Source organism: Trinickia sp. NRRL B-1857 (assembly GCF_050470685.1).
Classification (GTDB): domain Bacteria; phylum Pseudomonadota; class Gammaproteobacteria; order Burkholderiales; family Burkholderiaceae; genus Trinickia.
In genome coordinates, this window is sequence record NZ_JBFLUK010000001.1 from 600778 (window position 1) to 614117 (window position 13340).

Sequence of the window (13340 nt, forward strand, 5' to 3'; positions counted from 1 at the left end):
CGCTCTTCAATCATTAGGAGACCTGAATGAAAGTAATCCGCACTCTCTCGGCCGCCACGATCCTGGCAGGCATGACACTGGCCTCGCCTGCCGCATGGTCGCAGTCGAAGACGATCTATATCGGCATGAACGGCGGGCCGATGGAGAAGGCTTACACGAGCCAAGTCCTGCCGGCATTCGAAAAGGCGAACAATGTACAAGTCACCGTCGTACCGGGTACTTCATCGGATATCTTGGCTAAGCTGCTCGCCAACCGCGCACACCCGCAAGTGCATGTGGCCTTTCTCGACGACGGCGTGATGGCGCGTGCCGTTAGCCTTGGCGTCTGCGAAAAGCTCGAGGATTCGCCCGTGCTCAAGGAGCTCTATCCGTTCGCGCGCATGAAGGACGACGTCGGTGCGGGCGTGCAGCTCGGCATGACGGGAATCGCCTATAACAAGAAGCTGTTTGCCGAGAAGGGATGGGCGCCGCCCACTTCGTGGCTCGACTTCGCCGATCCGAAATACAAAGGCAAGGTCGTCTTTCAATCGGCCTCGAGCAGCACGTTCGGCCTGCATGGGTTGTTGGCGTTGAACCGCATTTGGGGCGGCAGCGAACAAAACGTCGAGCCGGCCTTCACGAAATGGCCCAGCACGGTTGGCCCCAACGTCGTCGAATACATTCCGAACTCGGCCAAGATTTCGGAGATGGTGCAAACCGGAGAAGCGGCGCTCTTCCCGCTTACGCCGACCGGCGTCGCCGACTTGCAGGACAAGGGCTTGCCCGTCGCATACGTGAATCCTAAAGAAGGCCCGGTGCTGCTGCTCGTCGACGTATGCGTCGTCAAGAACAATCCCGACGATCAGCTCGCGCAAAAACTCGCGCAGTTCTTGCTCTCCGCGCCCGCGCAAGAGAAAGCCGCCGAAGCCGGCAAGCAAATTCCTACGAATCATCTCGCCAAAATGCCGGCATCGATGCAGCAAAGCCTCGGCAATATCGACGAGCTCGTGCATAAGGTCACCGTCGTCGACTGGAATGCGATCAACGCGCACCGCGCGCAGTGGGATACGCGTTGGAATCAGCAGATCGAAAGATAACGGTCTACGAAATTGCGAGGTTAAGACGGCGCGTATAACGCGCCGTTTTTATTTTAATAGCATTTATTCGTTGGGCATCGATCGAGAGTCGCCTACCAAATATTGCGGCTATGCCGTCGTTAATCGCGTCGATAAAGTAACGACCGATTTTCAATATTTGGGTTTTTGCAATCGACGATGAAAATCTTAGGCGCGGACATTGCTTTGCCGAACGGCTCGGGACATGCGTCCCGCCGTACGCGTACTGAGCGCCGACATTTCGGACCCCGACGGATACGATCGCGCGGTAGCGGAGAGCGGCCTAACGGTTCGAGATATCGACGGCATCGCGCGCCCTGCCCGTCTCGCCGATTTATTGCATACGAACATGTTCCTGCTGCATAACCGCAGGCTCAAAGTACGCGGCCGCGAGGAGGCGGAAGCCATTCTCGAGCGCAGCTTAGAGGAACTCGATCCCACTCAGTTGCGTGCTGTGATCGACACGTATTTCGGGACCGTGGTGGATATCGCGGACGGCCTGGTGCCGCTCACGCTCGCGCAATTGAAAAACCTCTTCCGCGTGGCCCATAGCGACGCACGAGGGCTCGTGCCGGGCTATGTAGCCGCGGCCGATTTGATCGACATGATTAGGCGTTGGAAACCGCATATTCGCCATGGTTTCCTGGCGGTCGAAGGGCACAGCCCCTGGGCCGAGAACTTGACGCAAGCGGGAACGCCGCGACGTGGGACCCACGCGCGCACCGATCTACTACCGTCGGTGTTCAATTGGGGCATGCACTTCGTGTCGCGTCAGCTCATGATGCCGTTCAACGAATTCATCCTGGCGATGAGTCTTGCCGGATTGAGCCCGCGAGCGGGCGTGCATGGGCGGATTCATCCGGAAGGCTTTCCCGGTCTCGATTTGCTCAGCGATTACCGGTTTTTCAGCATTGCGGACTACGTGCCGCATGATGCGCTAGCGTCGTCCGAGGCGACATGGCAGTCGTCCTCGAACGATCAGGCCTACTGACTTAAGCTTTGATCCCGCGCTGGCGAACGGCTTCGAACAAACATACGCCGCTCGCCACCGACACGTTCAGGCTTTCCACCGTGCCGGCCATCGGGATGCGCATCACTTCGTCGCAGGTATCGTGCGTCAAGCGGCGCATCCCCTCGCCTTCCGCGCCCATGACGATCGCGACGGGACCGTCGAGCTTCGTTTCGTAGACCGTCGCTTTAGCGTCGCCGGCGGTACCGATGATCCACACGCCGGCATCCTTCAATTCGCGCAGCGCGCGGGCCAAATTCGTGACCGTGATGTAGGGCACCGTGTCGGCCGCGCCACTGGCCACCTTGGCCGCGGTGGCGTTCAAGCCCACGGCCTTATCGCGCGGCGCGATCACCGCGTGCGCGCCCGCCCCGTCCGCCACGCGCAGACAGGCACCGAGGTTATGCGGATCGGTCACGCCGTCGAGCACGAGCAGTAGCGCGGGGCCGTCGATACCGTCGAGCAGTTCCGCGAGATTCTGCGCAAGCGGCAAATCGGTTGCGCGCGCAACGACCCCTTGGTGACGCTCGGTATGCGCGAGCCCCCACAGACGCATTTCGTCGGCGGCGATCAAACGCACCCCGGCTTCCTTGGCCGTTTGCAGAAACTCCTGCATGCGACGGTCGCGTCGCGTGGCGTCGTAAAACACTTCTTCGACGGTGGATGCGTCGTGCCGCAAGCGTGCGGTCACCGCATGAAAGCCGTATAAAACTTTGAGACGTGCCATAGCTAAATGAAATCGGTATAACGTCAAGCCTAAAAAGGCGAAAGCACAGCGGCGCTCCGATGCACTCGCTGTGCCCATGAATGCGTCGCGGCGCGACCGAGCGTCGCCGCGAGTCGAACGCGGAAAGTCAGCCCTTCTTGCGAGGGCGTGCCTTCGGTGCGCCCTTGGCCGCCGTGCCGCGTTTCTTAGCCGCTTGAGCTCGGGCGGCCCGTGCTTCGACGACCGCTGCCGACTTGCTCGGCGCCGCCTTCTTGCGCCGTGCGCCCTCTGCCTGCGGCAGCGCACGCACGCGTGGCCCACGTCCCGGCAGCGGCAGCTCGGGCTCTCCGACCGGACGACCGGCGGGGGCTCGCGTGGTGGGGGCAGCCTTGGCCGGCGTATCGCGGACGAGCCGGAAATCGATCTTGCGTGCATCCAGATCGACGCGGCTCACTTGGACGCGCACGCGATCCGAGAGCCGATAGCGAATGCCCGTGCGTTCGCCGCGCAGCTCGTTTTTGATCTCGTCGTATTGGAAGTAATCCGAGCCCAATTCGGTCACATGCACGAGCCCTTCGATAAACAGCGAGTCGAGCTGCACGAAGATACCGAACGAGGTCACGCCGCTCACCATCCCGCCGTACTCCTCACCGAGCTTGTCGCGCATGAAGTAGCACTTGAGCCAGGTTTCGACGTCACGCGATGCTTCGTCGGCGCGCCGCTCGTTGGCTGAGCAATGCAAGCCGAGTTCTTCCCAGATCGCCGTGTTTTCGCGCGAGCGCGTGCGCGTTTGCTCGTCGGCCTGCTGCATCGCGCGAGCGCGCGGCGACAGCGCCGTATTGAGCACGACGCCATTGGGCGCCTCCGGTCGATACTTCGTACCCGACAAGATCGCGTAGATCGCGCGGTGCGTCAGCAAGTCCGGGTAACGCCGAATCGGACTCGTGAAATGCGCGTAGGCATCGTAGGCGAGACCGAAGTGACCGATGTTGTCGGGACTATAGACGGCTTGTTGCATCGAGCGTAGCAGCATCGTTTGCAGCATCTGCGCATCGGGCCGATCGCGGATTTGCGCCATCAGCGCCGCGTAGTCGCTCGCGTGCGGCGTATTGCCGCCGCCGAGCGAGAGGCCCATGCCACGCAGGAACGTGCGCAAGTTCTCTAGCTTTTCGGCGGTGGGCCCCGCGTGAATCCGGTACAACCCCGAATGCTTGTTGCGCTTCATGAAGTCGGCCGCGCAGACGTTCGCGGCGAGCATGCATTCTTCGATGAGCTTGTGCGCGTCGTTGCGCTGGCGCGGCAGGATCTGCTCGATCTTGCCTTGCGCGTTGCAGACGATATAGGTTTCCGTCGTTTCGAAGTCGATTGCACCGCGCTTCTGGCGGGCGGCGAACAGTGCCTTGAAAACGCCGTACAGGTTTTGCAGTTGCGGGACGAGTGCCGCGCGCCGCGCCGCTTCCGGGCCCTTCGTATTCGAGAGCACCGCGGCCACTTCCGTATAAGTGAGCCGTGCGGCCGAGTGCATCACGCCCGGATAGAATTGATAGGCCTTGATCTCACCGCGGGCGGTGATCAGCATGTCGCAGACGAGTACGCAGCGATCGACCTCGGGATTGAGCGAGCACAGTCCGTTCGAGAGCTTTTCCGGCAGCATCGGAATGACGCGGCGCGGGAAGTAGACGGAGGTGCTGCGTTCGACCGCGTCCGAATCGAGCGCCGTATCGGGCCTGACGTAATGCGAGACGTCGGCGATCGCGACGATGAGCCGGAAGCCGTCGCCGCGCCCGACCTTCGTGGGCTCGCAATAGACGGCATCGTCGAAATCGCGGGCGTCCTCGCCGTCGATCGTCACGAGCGGCACATCGCGGAGATCGACACGATGGCGGATGTCGACGGGGCGCACTTCGTCGGGCAGCCCGGCGGCTTGCGCGACCGCGGCGTCGCTGAATTCGTGCGGCACGCCGTACTTGCGCACGGCGATTTCGATTTCCATGCCGGGATCGTCGATGTCGCCTAGCACCTCCACGACGCGGCCGAGCGGCTGCGAATGCCGGCTTGGGAAATCGGTCAGCTCGACGACGACGATTTGACCGACCTTGGCCTTCTTCGTGTTTTGCGTGACGAGGATGTCGTGGTTGATGCGCTTGTCTTCGGGCGCGACGATCAGGGCGCCGTTTTCGTTGAGCAGGCGGCCGATCACGCGTTTGTTGGCGCGCTCGGTCACTTCGACGATATGCCCTTCGGGGCGGCCGCGGCGATCGTAGCCGACGATGCGTGCGAGGACGCGGTCGCCGTGCATGACCTTTTGCATTTCGGCGTTCGGCAGGAACAGATCGTCTTGCGCGTCGTCGCGAATGATGAAGCCGTAGCCGTCGCGATGGCCCTGCACGCGGCCGGCGACGAAATTGGACGGATGAGCGAGCTGATAGTAGCCGCGTTTATCGAGCCGGATTTGGCCGTCGCGCTCCATGGCGCCTAGGCGCTTGAAGAATCCTTCGCGCTCCTGGCGCTTGATCGACAGGGTCTCGGCAATGTCGTTGGCGGCGAGCGGCGTTTCGCTCGTGCGCAGCACACCGAGGATTTCCTCGCGGCTAGGGATCGGGTACGGGTATTTGCTCAAGGGGCGCTTGTCGATGATTGTTCTGGCTCGATACGGTTTGACACGGCAATGCGCGCCATTCTAACACCCGTAGAAGCCGTGGCGACCGCCGCTCGGGGCTGGGCGGGCGTTTTGCGTCGATGGCCGGTCTTGGGCGGGAAATGGGGCTCGGTGCGGTTCGCTTTTCGAAAAATGGCAAAGTGCTTGACAGCCCAGTCTACGACATTTATAGTAGCGATCTTTGTTGCAAAACGCACACCTGCCCAGGTGGCGGAATTGGTAGACGCACTAGGTTCAGGTCCTAGCGGTGGCAACATCGTGGAGGTTCGAGTCCTCTCCTGGGCACCAAGTTTTAGAAAAAGCCAGCGATTAGCTGGCTTTTTTTATTTCTGGTCTCGCGCGAGCGGTGAGCGGGGGGGATTGCGGCGGCGGCCGAGCGGCTTGTGATTGCGCTGTCTCTTGAGCGACTACGTTGGCATTGAACAGGCCGTGGCGGGCTCCTGTTAGCGCCCCTACGATCAGTCCGGCATAAACTCCTCGTCCAACACCTGCTCCATGGACCACGGGCAAGTTTCGGGGAATATATCGAGTCCGGTCTCGCTAACCGCCTGTGCGAGAGCCTTTGCCCATACAACCCGCATCCACGCAGCATCCGCCAACTTCGGTTTCAGGCTGGGTGCCTCATCCAGAAGGTAGGCAACGTCCAGTCGTTGAGCCTTGATCGTTCTTAGCCAACTTGCGCCACGACGCGAGGACTGGAACTGCCACTTGAGCAGGTGCCCCAGCAGGACGGCCATGCGGCTGATTAGTTCGCGTTGTTCGCTCTTGCCCACGTCCTCGATTTCCTCTGCGATGTGCTCGATGTCCAGCGCCGAGAATTTGCCCGCGCGCAACAACGCAGCCTGTTCATTGGCCCATGCCACCACGTCCTTCTCGTAGCTCGTTCCCATTTTTCGGCCCCTAAGCTCAGTCACGCATGGCGCCATTTTAACCACTCCAGTAAGTTCACCCTATTCCTCCGTTTCGCCCTCGGTTTGTGCCTCGGCGTCCAATGCATCTAACGAAGCGGCCACCGTCGCCGGCGGTTCGACCTCTGGCATCAGTGTCACACGCGTCGGCCTCGGCGGATGCTTAGCCGAATGGATATCCTTCGGCGCTCGGATGCTTACCCGCATGGACAACGGCTTCGTCTGGATATCTCCTTGACCGAGCATCGCCAGTCCGACGAAGTTATGCCGCAGGTCGCGAGCACCTTGCGGCGGACGGTGCGGAGGACGGGGCACATCTCGCGATTTGGCCGCAACGCGGCCCGTGGAATCGTCTGTGCGCAACACATGCATCCGGGTTGGTCGGGGGCGCAAGACATAACGCTGCGTTATCAACTGCCGGGAATCGGCTGTTGATAATTGCCTTTGCGTTATGTTCAATCGGCTGATGTCCGACAGGGACGAGGGCAGCCGGCAGACGATTACCCCCAGCCCTTCGTTACCCTCGGCCCGACGGGCCGCAAGAACCCTCCTCGTCACATCTCCAGGCCTACCGGCCCGCTCAAACCCTTCGTGACCAATCCTGGCCACCGGTCAGGATTTCCGGGCCGCTCCAGCACGGCACTTCTTCTCTTCCTCTCGGTATCGGGCCGCATGGCCCGCACTGGCATTACTGCCCAGCGTACTAGGCCGATCGGTTAATAGTTAGGACTACTTATTTTTATTACAATCAAAGACTTAACATCGCAGCTAACGGGAGAAAGGCTACCCCTTCCATCGCCGTAAACGCAGCGCGGGCCGCATGGGCTGGAACCCATACGACCCGCTGACCACCATCAACTCGCATCAGGAGTCGATATGGCTGACGCCGATCATAAAGCATTTGACGACGCTCATCCCTCGCGCAGCGTCACGATCCAGCAATCGCCACGCTGGCGCCCCTACTCCCCTCGCCGACGACCCGCACCGCCGCTCGTGCCTTGGTTCAAGCTCTCGGGCCGGTGGCTCGAGCAAGCCGGATTCATGCCTTACCAACGACTCACGATCGAAGTCCAACTCGGTAAGCTCGTCATCACGCATGCTTGAGTGAGTCCGCGCGCGGCAACCAGAAGTAAATGGATTGCCGCGTTGTAGTCCTCACCATAAAGCCTCACTGTGCCCCTGTGCATTCTTCCCACCGCGTCTGTCTAGAGATCACCAGCCGGTCAGCCGCGGTGCCGTCACAACAAATACATCGTGCGCTTCGCTTTCTGAGCGAATGAACTCGGCCGCGGCTAGATTGTTTCGTTCCGCGGCACCAATATCAACAGGGGGCTCGACTCCGTCCCAAATGCAATCGAGCCTCGCTTCGAATCCAGGTGTATGCCATATCCCACCCTCGATCCGAGCGATAACCAAACCATGTTGACTCGCTCGCTCACAAACGGCAATTGCCGCATTGGCGGACAGCTTCATCACGACACTCCCGCCGATTAAGAAGAAGTCGTCCGATGAATCGTAGCAACGTTGGAGATCAATTTTCACCGCGACTCACTTCCATTTAATTCGACTATCGGGAATCCAACCAGGATCGTTCTTGCCGCTTACCTGAACGACTTCGCCGGTCCGGTCATTGACCACCACGTAACCGCTCTTCGAGCCATACACAGATGCCGGATCGTTTCTCGGCAACCCATCAGGAGCCTTCGCCGCGGATCGATTATCCATCGTCGATCCGACAGGTCCATCACTGACGACCTCTTGCACTTCTTGCTGCGTCCATCCGCGCGCTTCAGGCTGACCACCAATCTTGCCGTCGATAATAACCCCGCCCGCACCATCTAGCGGCACCGCCGTCCGACTCCCCGTCGTCGTGGGCAGCGTGCCCCCTCGCGCTGCCCCGGTCCCTCCCGTCAGCAACGGACTGTCGCCCCCGTTACCGCCGTGGCAATCGTGTTCGCACTGAACGCCGACACCGCCCCACCTATGGCCCCATATCCAACACCCGAGGCAACCTCTGACCGCAACAGCCCGCAAACCTAGACGCGGCTTGGCTTTGCAGCCCGGCATCGCCTAGATGCGGTTTGGCCAGAAGGATTTTTTGCCTAGACGCGCTTTTCAGCCCTTGGATGCCCCGGTGAGGGAAGTTAAAGAACGATGGCGCGTAAGCGCCGACGGGCCGATTGTATCGGCCCGTCGGAGTTAGCTGGAAGGGATGGAGAGTGCCGCACAAGCGCGGCTAAGAAGGAAGCGCGTCGGCCTGCAACTAGCGCGTCGGCCTGCAACTAGCTCGTCACCGATACACTTCGCGCCGGTTGCCCAAGCGCAGCACCTCGATCGTGATGCGCGAGTCTTCGATCTGGCAGATCAACCGCCAGTCGCCAACGCGGTACTTCCAGAATTCGCCTAGCTCACTGCCCTTGAGGGCTTCGCCAATCGAGCGCGGATCGTCCAATGCTGATACGCGCTCTCGAAGGAAGATCACGATACGCCGAGCAACCGCACGGTCTAGCTTGCCGAGCTGCTTCTCGGCAGTTTGCGAGATCTCAATCCGCCAAGCCAAGCCGCGCCTCCACCTCGTCTAACGACGAGGTCTGTTCCTTACCAGATCGGACGCGCTTGGCTACACGCTCGGCCAAGTAGAGATCTTCCAAGTCTTCCAGGTGCTGCTCGATGGCCTCGCGGGCATAGAACGTCTTAGTGCGCCCGGTGCGCTTGGCCAGCGCCTCCAGGCGAGATTCAAGTTCTTCGGATAAACGAATGGCTAGCATGGCAGCTTCCGGCAAGTTTGCTATACACGTATAACGCATTATACTCCCTCTCATTATTCCGAGTCCGCCTCGTCGTCAAGTATGGCTAACAGGTCAGCCGCCGTCGGCGGTTCGTCGCGCTCGTCACCGCGCCGAGCCGGCGCCGTACGGCCAAGCCGCGCCGGATGCGTCCCCGCATGGAAATCCTTCAGCGCCCGGATGCTCACCCGCGCGTAAACCTGTGTCGTCTTAATGTCCGCGTGCCCTAGCATCGCTTGGACGAACCGAACGTCGGCCCCGTTCTCCAGCATCTGCGTGGCCATCGCGCGCCGGAACAGGTGACAGCTACCGATGCTGCCCAACCCGGCCGCTCGCTCACAATTGCGCGCCGTCTGCGTCATCCGGTTATCCGAGAACGCTTGGCCCGTTACCGTAAGGAACAGCGTGCCGTCGTCGCCCGCGATCGCCAGCTCCGGCCACACCTCGTCGCAATACCGGGCCACCCACGCCAGCGCCTGATCGCCGATCGGAATCATCCGATCTTTCTTGCCCTTGCCTTGCCGGATCATCAGCGTGCCGCGATCGTAATCGACGTCGCGCTGTTGTAGCTCGGTGATATCCATCCGCCGGATCCCCGTGCAGTACGGCGTTTCCAGCATCGCTCTATTTGGCACGCCCAGCGCCGTCGTCGTGTCGGGTAGGTTCTCCACGCTCAGCACTGCGGTGCGAGACGACTCGGCGGCTTGCACCGCATGCCAATCCGCGCTTTTGCGTTGAGGGGTTGTTTTCCGTTACGCAGTAACGGCTAATTGGGGAGCCCCTTGGGGGCTGTCATCTTCCGCCATATAGGAGCCACCGGGCTTCCGGCATAAAGGAGCCGGGGCGTTTTCGGCATAAAGGAGCCACTTCGTTTCCGGCATATAGGAGCCAGCCGGTTTTCGGCATATAGGAGCCAGGGAAGGAATCGAGCATCTCGATTGTGATGCTCATTGCAGGCTTAACTTGTGGGGCGTGATCCCCCAAGGGAGGCTGCGATGGGCCGACGGAGAATCGAGATGCATCAATATCGACAGGTTCTCGTGCGCATGCGCCACGGGGATTCCGAGCGCGAACTGGCGCGCTGCCGCTACATGGGCCGACGCAAGCTCGCCGCACTGCGAGAGTTGGCCGAGCAATGCGGCTGGCTCAAGCCCGATGCGCCGCTACCGGATGACGCCGAGATCGCCGCGGCGCTAGGCCCGCCGCACAAGGCAAGGTCGACTGTTTCAGGGCTCGAGGTCCACCGCGCCTTGATTGCGTCCTGGCTCGAGCAGAACGTGCCCGGCACCGCGATTCTGGCCGCATTACGGCGTGAGCACGGCTACACCGGCAGCTATTCGTCGGTGTATCGCATGATCGTTTCGATCAACGCCGATCGGCCGCCCGACGCCACCGTGCCGCTGAGCTTTGCGCCCGGCGAAGCCGCCCAAGTCGATTTCGGCGCCGGCCCGATGCTGCCCGACGCCGACGGCGTGTTCCGGCGCACGTGGGCGTTCGTGATGACGCTTGCCTTCTCGCGACACCAGTACGTCGAATTCGTCTGGGACCAGACGGTTGCGACTTGGCTCGGGTGCCATCGCCGCGCGTTCGAATGGTTCGGCGCGGTGCCTGCGCGCGTGATCATCGACAACCCCAAGTGCGCAATCACGCGTGCCTGTACGTACGATCCCGTCGTGCAACGCGCCTATGCAGAATGTGCCGAAGGCTACGGCTTCCGCATCGACCCTTGCCCGCCGGCCGATCCGCCCAAGAAGGGCATCGTCGAAGCCGGCGTCAAATACGTAAAAGGCAATTTCTTGCCGCTGCGCCAGTTCCGCGACTTCACGGATCTGAACGAGCAGACCCGTCACTGGGTCATGCACGAAGCGGGACGTCGCATCCACGGCACTACGCGCAAGGCCCCACTCGATCTGTTCGAGCTCGAACGGCCGCTAATGCGCGAACTGCCGGACGTCGCACCCGACCTGGGCACTTGGCACAAGGTCTCGGTCCACCGCGACTGCCATGTCGCGCATCAGCGCATGCTGTATTCCGTGCCATTCTCGTTGGTCGGCAAGCGGTTGTGGCTGCGTGCGACCGATGCTTCGATCTGCATCTACGACGATTACCGACTCGTGGCTTCGCATGTGCGCGGCCGTCGTCCCGGCGATCGGCTCACCGTGCGCGACCATCTGCCGCCCGAGGCTCGCGCGTTTCTCGCTCACGATCGCCAGTGGTGTCTCGAACAGGCGAGGCGCGTGGGACCGGCTTGTGCCGAGCTCATCGAGCTGCTACTGGCCGATCACATCCTCGAACGCTTGCGCGCGGCACAGGGTGTCATGCGTTTGCAAAAGCCGTACGGCGCCTCGCGCCTGGAAGCGGCCTGCGCTCGCGCGCTGGCACACGCCAGTCCCTTCTATCGGACCGTCAAGACCATTCTTGTGGGCGGCTTCGACCAACATCCACTTAGCGATTGCAGCGAACACGTCCACGCCCCCGGCGCGCGTTTCGCCCGCGACGCACAGTCTCTGTTTGCTCCCGACGCCGATGTGCGTCATTAACCCAGGAGATGGCCATGCAACCCATGCCAGCCTTGACCCCGCATCTGAAGCAATTGCGTCTGTCCGGTATCCTCGACTCGCTCGAAGCGCGCAATCGCCAAGCGATCGATGCGAAGCTCTCTTACGTCGACTTCCTGGCGCTGCTGATCGAAGACGAAGTCGCCCGGCGTGAACAGAAGAAGTTTGCGCTGCGCATGCGACGCGCCGCCTTCCGCACGAGCAAGACACTGGAGCAATTCGACTTCGATCGGCTGCCGCAATTGAACCGCGCGCTCGTGCATGATCTGGCCGGCGGCCGTTACCTCGGCGAACATGCCCCGGTGCTCATCGTCGGGCCTTGCGGTACTGGTAAGAGCCACTTGGCCCAGGCTCTCGGCCATTGCGCCGTTCGTCAAGGCGTCGACGTGCTGTTCACCTCCTGCACCCAGCTCACCACGAGCTTGAATGCAGCACGTGCCACCGGCGCTTACGAGCGCCGACTTGCCAGCTTAATGCGCGTCGAATTGCTGATCATCGATGACTTTGGGCTCAAGCCGCTACGTCCGCCCGCCGACGAGGACCTGCATGAACTGATCCCCGAACGTTACGAGGCGGCGTCCACCATCGTCACGAGCAACCTCGATCTGACCGAATGGGATCAAGCGTTCCCGGCCAATCGATTGCTCGCCTCGGCCACGCTCGACCGCCTGCGCCACAACGCTTACTGCTTGGTGCTAGACGGTCATTCCTATCGAAGCCCACGACACATTCCGGAGCATCACTTGAACCTTGCAAACGCCACCTAAACGGCCCATTCTTGAACAGCAAAGATGCTCGTTTCTACCCACTTCTGCTGGCGCCTATATGCCGAAAACGCCCCGGCTCCTTTATGCCGGAAGGTGACACCCCTTCCAGCGCCGTAAGCGCAGCGCGGGCCGCATGGGCTGCAACCCATACGACCCGCTGACCACCATCAACTCGCACTAGGAGTCGATATGGCTGACGCCAATCTTAAAGCATTTGACGACGCTCATCCTCCGCGCAGCGTCACGATTCAGCAATCGCCACGCTGGCGCCCCTACTCGCCCCGCCGACGGCCCGCACCGCCCCTCGTGCCTTGGTTCAAGCTCTCAGGCCGGTGGCTGGAGCAAGCCGGCTTCATGCCTTACCAACGACTTAAGATCGAAGTCCAGCAACAGCGGCTCGTAATCACTCCTGCTTGAGTGGACCACAGCCCAGCAGACCGATGTACAACTGGGTTTGCCCATTGCTGTAGTCCGAGCAACAACCCTTGCACCGCCCTCACAAGTTACGGATGCCGGCCCGCGCCGAATCGCGCAATCAGATTCCTACAGGCCGGCGAAGCAAACGGTTTTGCCCATTCCTCAGTCCGTTGGAACTCCGGTTCCAATGCAGCAAGAGCAGCCGGAGACCATAACGACCGCTGCGCTTCGAGAGGCAGATGATCGGTCTCCGACTGGATAACGACGAAGGCATCGAAATCAGGATCTCTGTCTGCGATCCCGCTCAACCGACTTTTGATGGCGAGCACCTGTACCGCTCCCTCAAGAAACGACAGCTCGCCATCTAACATCGCTTGCGCTACCGATACCAATCGGTTGTGCTCTACAGTTTCTGTTTCATTCATAGCGCGGTGAT

The 13340-nt window shown here is 61.2% G+C and carries 14 protein-coding genes, 1 tRNA gene and 1 pseudogene; 7 read left to right on the forward strand and 9 right to left on the reverse strand.

Features of this window, described 5'->3' with window-relative positions:
* Positions 1–26: 26 nt before the first annotated feature.
* Together AB1286_RS02845 and AB1286_RS02850 are read left to right on the forward strand one after the other, a co-directional pair.
* Positions 27–1076, forward strand: a complete 1050-nt coding sequence (locus AB1286_RS02845; RefSeq protein ID WP_430361833.1) for an ABC transporter substrate-binding protein — start codon at positions 27–29, stop codon at positions 1074–1076.
* A 235-nt stretch (positions 1077–1311) separates the two neighbouring features.
* A pseudogene (locus AB1286_RS02850) lies at positions 1312–2085 on the forward strand (hypothetical protein); the annotation flags it as partial.
* A gap of 1 nt (position 2086) precedes the next feature.
* On the opposite strand, the gene rlmB reads toward AB1286_RS02850, so the two are convergent.
* Positions 2087–2830 (reverse strand): 23S rRNA (guanosine(2251)-2'-O)-methyltransferase RlmB, encoded by a 744-nt coding sequence (gene rlmB, locus AB1286_RS02855; protein ID WP_430361834.1) that lies wholly within the window; start codon positions 2828–2830, stop codon positions 2087–2089.
* Positions 2831–2957: 127 nt separating this feature from the next.
* Positions 2958–5429 (reverse strand): ribonuclease R, encoded by a 2472-nt coding sequence (gene rnr / locus AB1286_RS02860; RefSeq protein WP_430361835.1) that lies wholly within the window; start codon positions 5427–5429, stop codon positions 2958–2960.
* Between the two features lie 240 nt (positions 5430–5669).
* Between rnr and AB1286_RS02865 the strand changes: the two genes are divergently transcribed.
* Positions 5670–5756 (forward strand) — tRNA-Leu (locus AB1286_RS02865).
* Positions 5757–5926: 170 nt separating this feature from the next.
* Here the strand turns inward: AB1286_RS02865 and AB1286_RS02870 are convergent.
* The gene (locus AB1286_RS02870) at positions 5927–6358 is read right to left on the reverse strand and encodes a DUF29 domain-containing protein (protein WP_430361836.1); all 432 of its coding nucleotides are present in this window, start codon (positions 6356–6358) and stop codon (positions 5927–5929) included.
* Between the two features lie 894 nt (positions 6359–7252).
* Here AB1286_RS02870 and AB1286_RS02875 point away from each other — a divergent pair.
* Complete coding sequence (locus AB1286_RS02875; RefSeq protein WP_430361837.1) at positions 7253–7480, forward strand: SymE family type I addiction module toxin; 228 nt, start codon at positions 7253–7255, stop codon at positions 7478–7480.
* Positions 7481–7588: 108 nt separating this feature from the next.
* On the opposite strand, the gene AB1286_RS02880 is transcribed toward AB1286_RS02875, so the two are convergent.
* The 5 genes from AB1286_RS02880 to AB1286_RS02900 all read right to left on the reverse strand — a co-directional run bounded on the left by AB1286_RS02880 (position 7589) and on the right by AB1286_RS02900 (position 9872).
* Positions 7589–7918, reverse strand: a complete 330-nt coding sequence (locus AB1286_RS02880) for a colicin immunity protein (protein ID WP_430361838.1) — start codon at positions 7916–7918, stop codon at positions 7589–7591.
* A 6-nt stretch (positions 7919–7924) separates the two neighbouring features.
* Positions 7925–8224 (reverse strand): colicin E5-related ribonuclease, encoded by a 300-nt coding sequence (locus AB1286_RS02885; protein WP_430361839.1) that lies wholly within the window; start codon positions 8222–8224, stop codon positions 7925–7927.
* Positions 8225–8666: 442 nt separating this feature from the next.
* Positions 8667–8936 carry a type II toxin-antitoxin system RelE family toxin gene (locus AB1286_RS02890; RefSeq protein ID WP_430361840.1) on the reverse strand — a complete coding sequence of 90 codons (270 nt, stop codon included), beginning with the start codon at positions 8934–8936 and terminating at the stop codon, positions 8667–8669.
* The gene (gene relB, locus AB1286_RS02895) at positions 8920–9144 is read right to left on the reverse strand and encodes a type II toxin-antitoxin system RelB family antitoxin (RefSeq protein ID WP_430361841.1); all 225 of its coding nucleotides are present in this window, start codon (positions 9142–9144) and stop codon (positions 8920–8922) included. The genes AB1286_RS02890 and relB overlap by 17 nt, the downstream gene beginning before the upstream one ends.
* Before the next feature lie 53 nt (positions 9145–9197).
* Positions 9198–9872, reverse strand: a complete 675-nt coding sequence (locus AB1286_RS02900) for a tyrosine-type recombinase/integrase (protein WP_430361842.1) — start codon at positions 9870–9872, stop codon at positions 9198–9200.
* A gap of 306 nt (positions 9873–10178) precedes the next feature.
* Between AB1286_RS02900 and istA the strand changes: the two genes are divergently transcribed.
* The 3 genes from istA to AB1286_RS02915 all read left to right on the forward strand — a co-directional run bounded on the left by istA (position 10179) and on the right by AB1286_RS02915 (position 12904).
* A complete protein-coding gene (gene istA, locus AB1286_RS02905) occupies positions 10179–11702 on the forward strand; it encodes an IS21 family transposase (RefSeq protein ID WP_430361843.1) in 1524 nt (507 codons plus the stop codon).
* 14 nt (positions 11703–11716) lie between these two features.
* The gene (istB, locus tag AB1286_RS02910; RefSeq protein ID WP_430361844.1) at positions 11717–12487 is read left to right on the forward strand and encodes an IS21-like element helper ATPase IstB; all 771 of its coding nucleotides are present in this window, start codon (positions 11717–11719) and stop codon (positions 12485–12487) included.
* Between the two features lie 354 nt (positions 12488–12841).
* On the forward strand, positions 12842–12904 hold the full coding sequence (locus AB1286_RS02915; protein ID WP_430364971.1) for a hypothetical protein: 63 nt from the start codon (positions 12842–12844) through the stop codon (positions 12902–12904).
* A gap of 86 nt (positions 12905–12990) precedes the next feature.
* On the opposite strand, the gene AB1286_RS02920 is transcribed toward AB1286_RS02915, so the two are convergent.
* Positions 12991–13329: a DUF2489 domain-containing protein gene (locus AB1286_RS02920; RefSeq protein WP_430361845.1), complete on the reverse strand. Its 339-nt coding sequence runs from the start codon at positions 13327–13329 to the stop codon at positions 12991–12993.
* Positions 13330–13340: the final 11 nt, after the last annotated feature.

Coding starts and splice junctions, on each gene's coding strand:
- relB (WP_430361841.1), bottom strand. CDS start 9,144: ATGCTAGCCATTCGTTTATCCGAAGAACTTGAATCTCGCCTGGAGGCG.
- AB1286_RS02870 (WP_430361836.1), bottom strand. CDS start 6,358: ATGGGAACGAGCTACGAGAAGGACGTGGTGGCATGGGCCAATGAACAG.
- rlmB (WP_430361834.1), bottom strand. CDS start 2,830: ATGGCACGTCTCAAAGTTTTATACGGCTTTCATGCGGTGACCGCACGC.
- istB (WP_430361844.1), top strand. CDS start 11,717: ATGCAACCCATGCCAGCCTTGACCCCGCATCTGAAGCAATTGCGTCTG.
- AB1286_RS02845 (WP_430361833.1), top strand. CDS start 27: ATGAAAGTAATCCGCACTCTCTCGGCCGCCACGATCCTGGCAGGCATG.
- istA (WP_430361843.1), top strand. CDS start 10,179: ATGCATCAATATCGACAGGTTCTCGTGCGCATGCGCCACGGGGATTCC.
- AB1286_RS02920 (WP_430361845.1), bottom strand. CDS start 13,329: ATGAATGAAACAGAAACTGTAGAGCACAACCGATTGGTATCGGTAGCG.
- AB1286_RS02875 (WP_430361837.1), top strand. CDS start 7,253: ATGGCTGACGCCGATCATAAAGCATTTGACGACGCTCATCCCTCGCGC.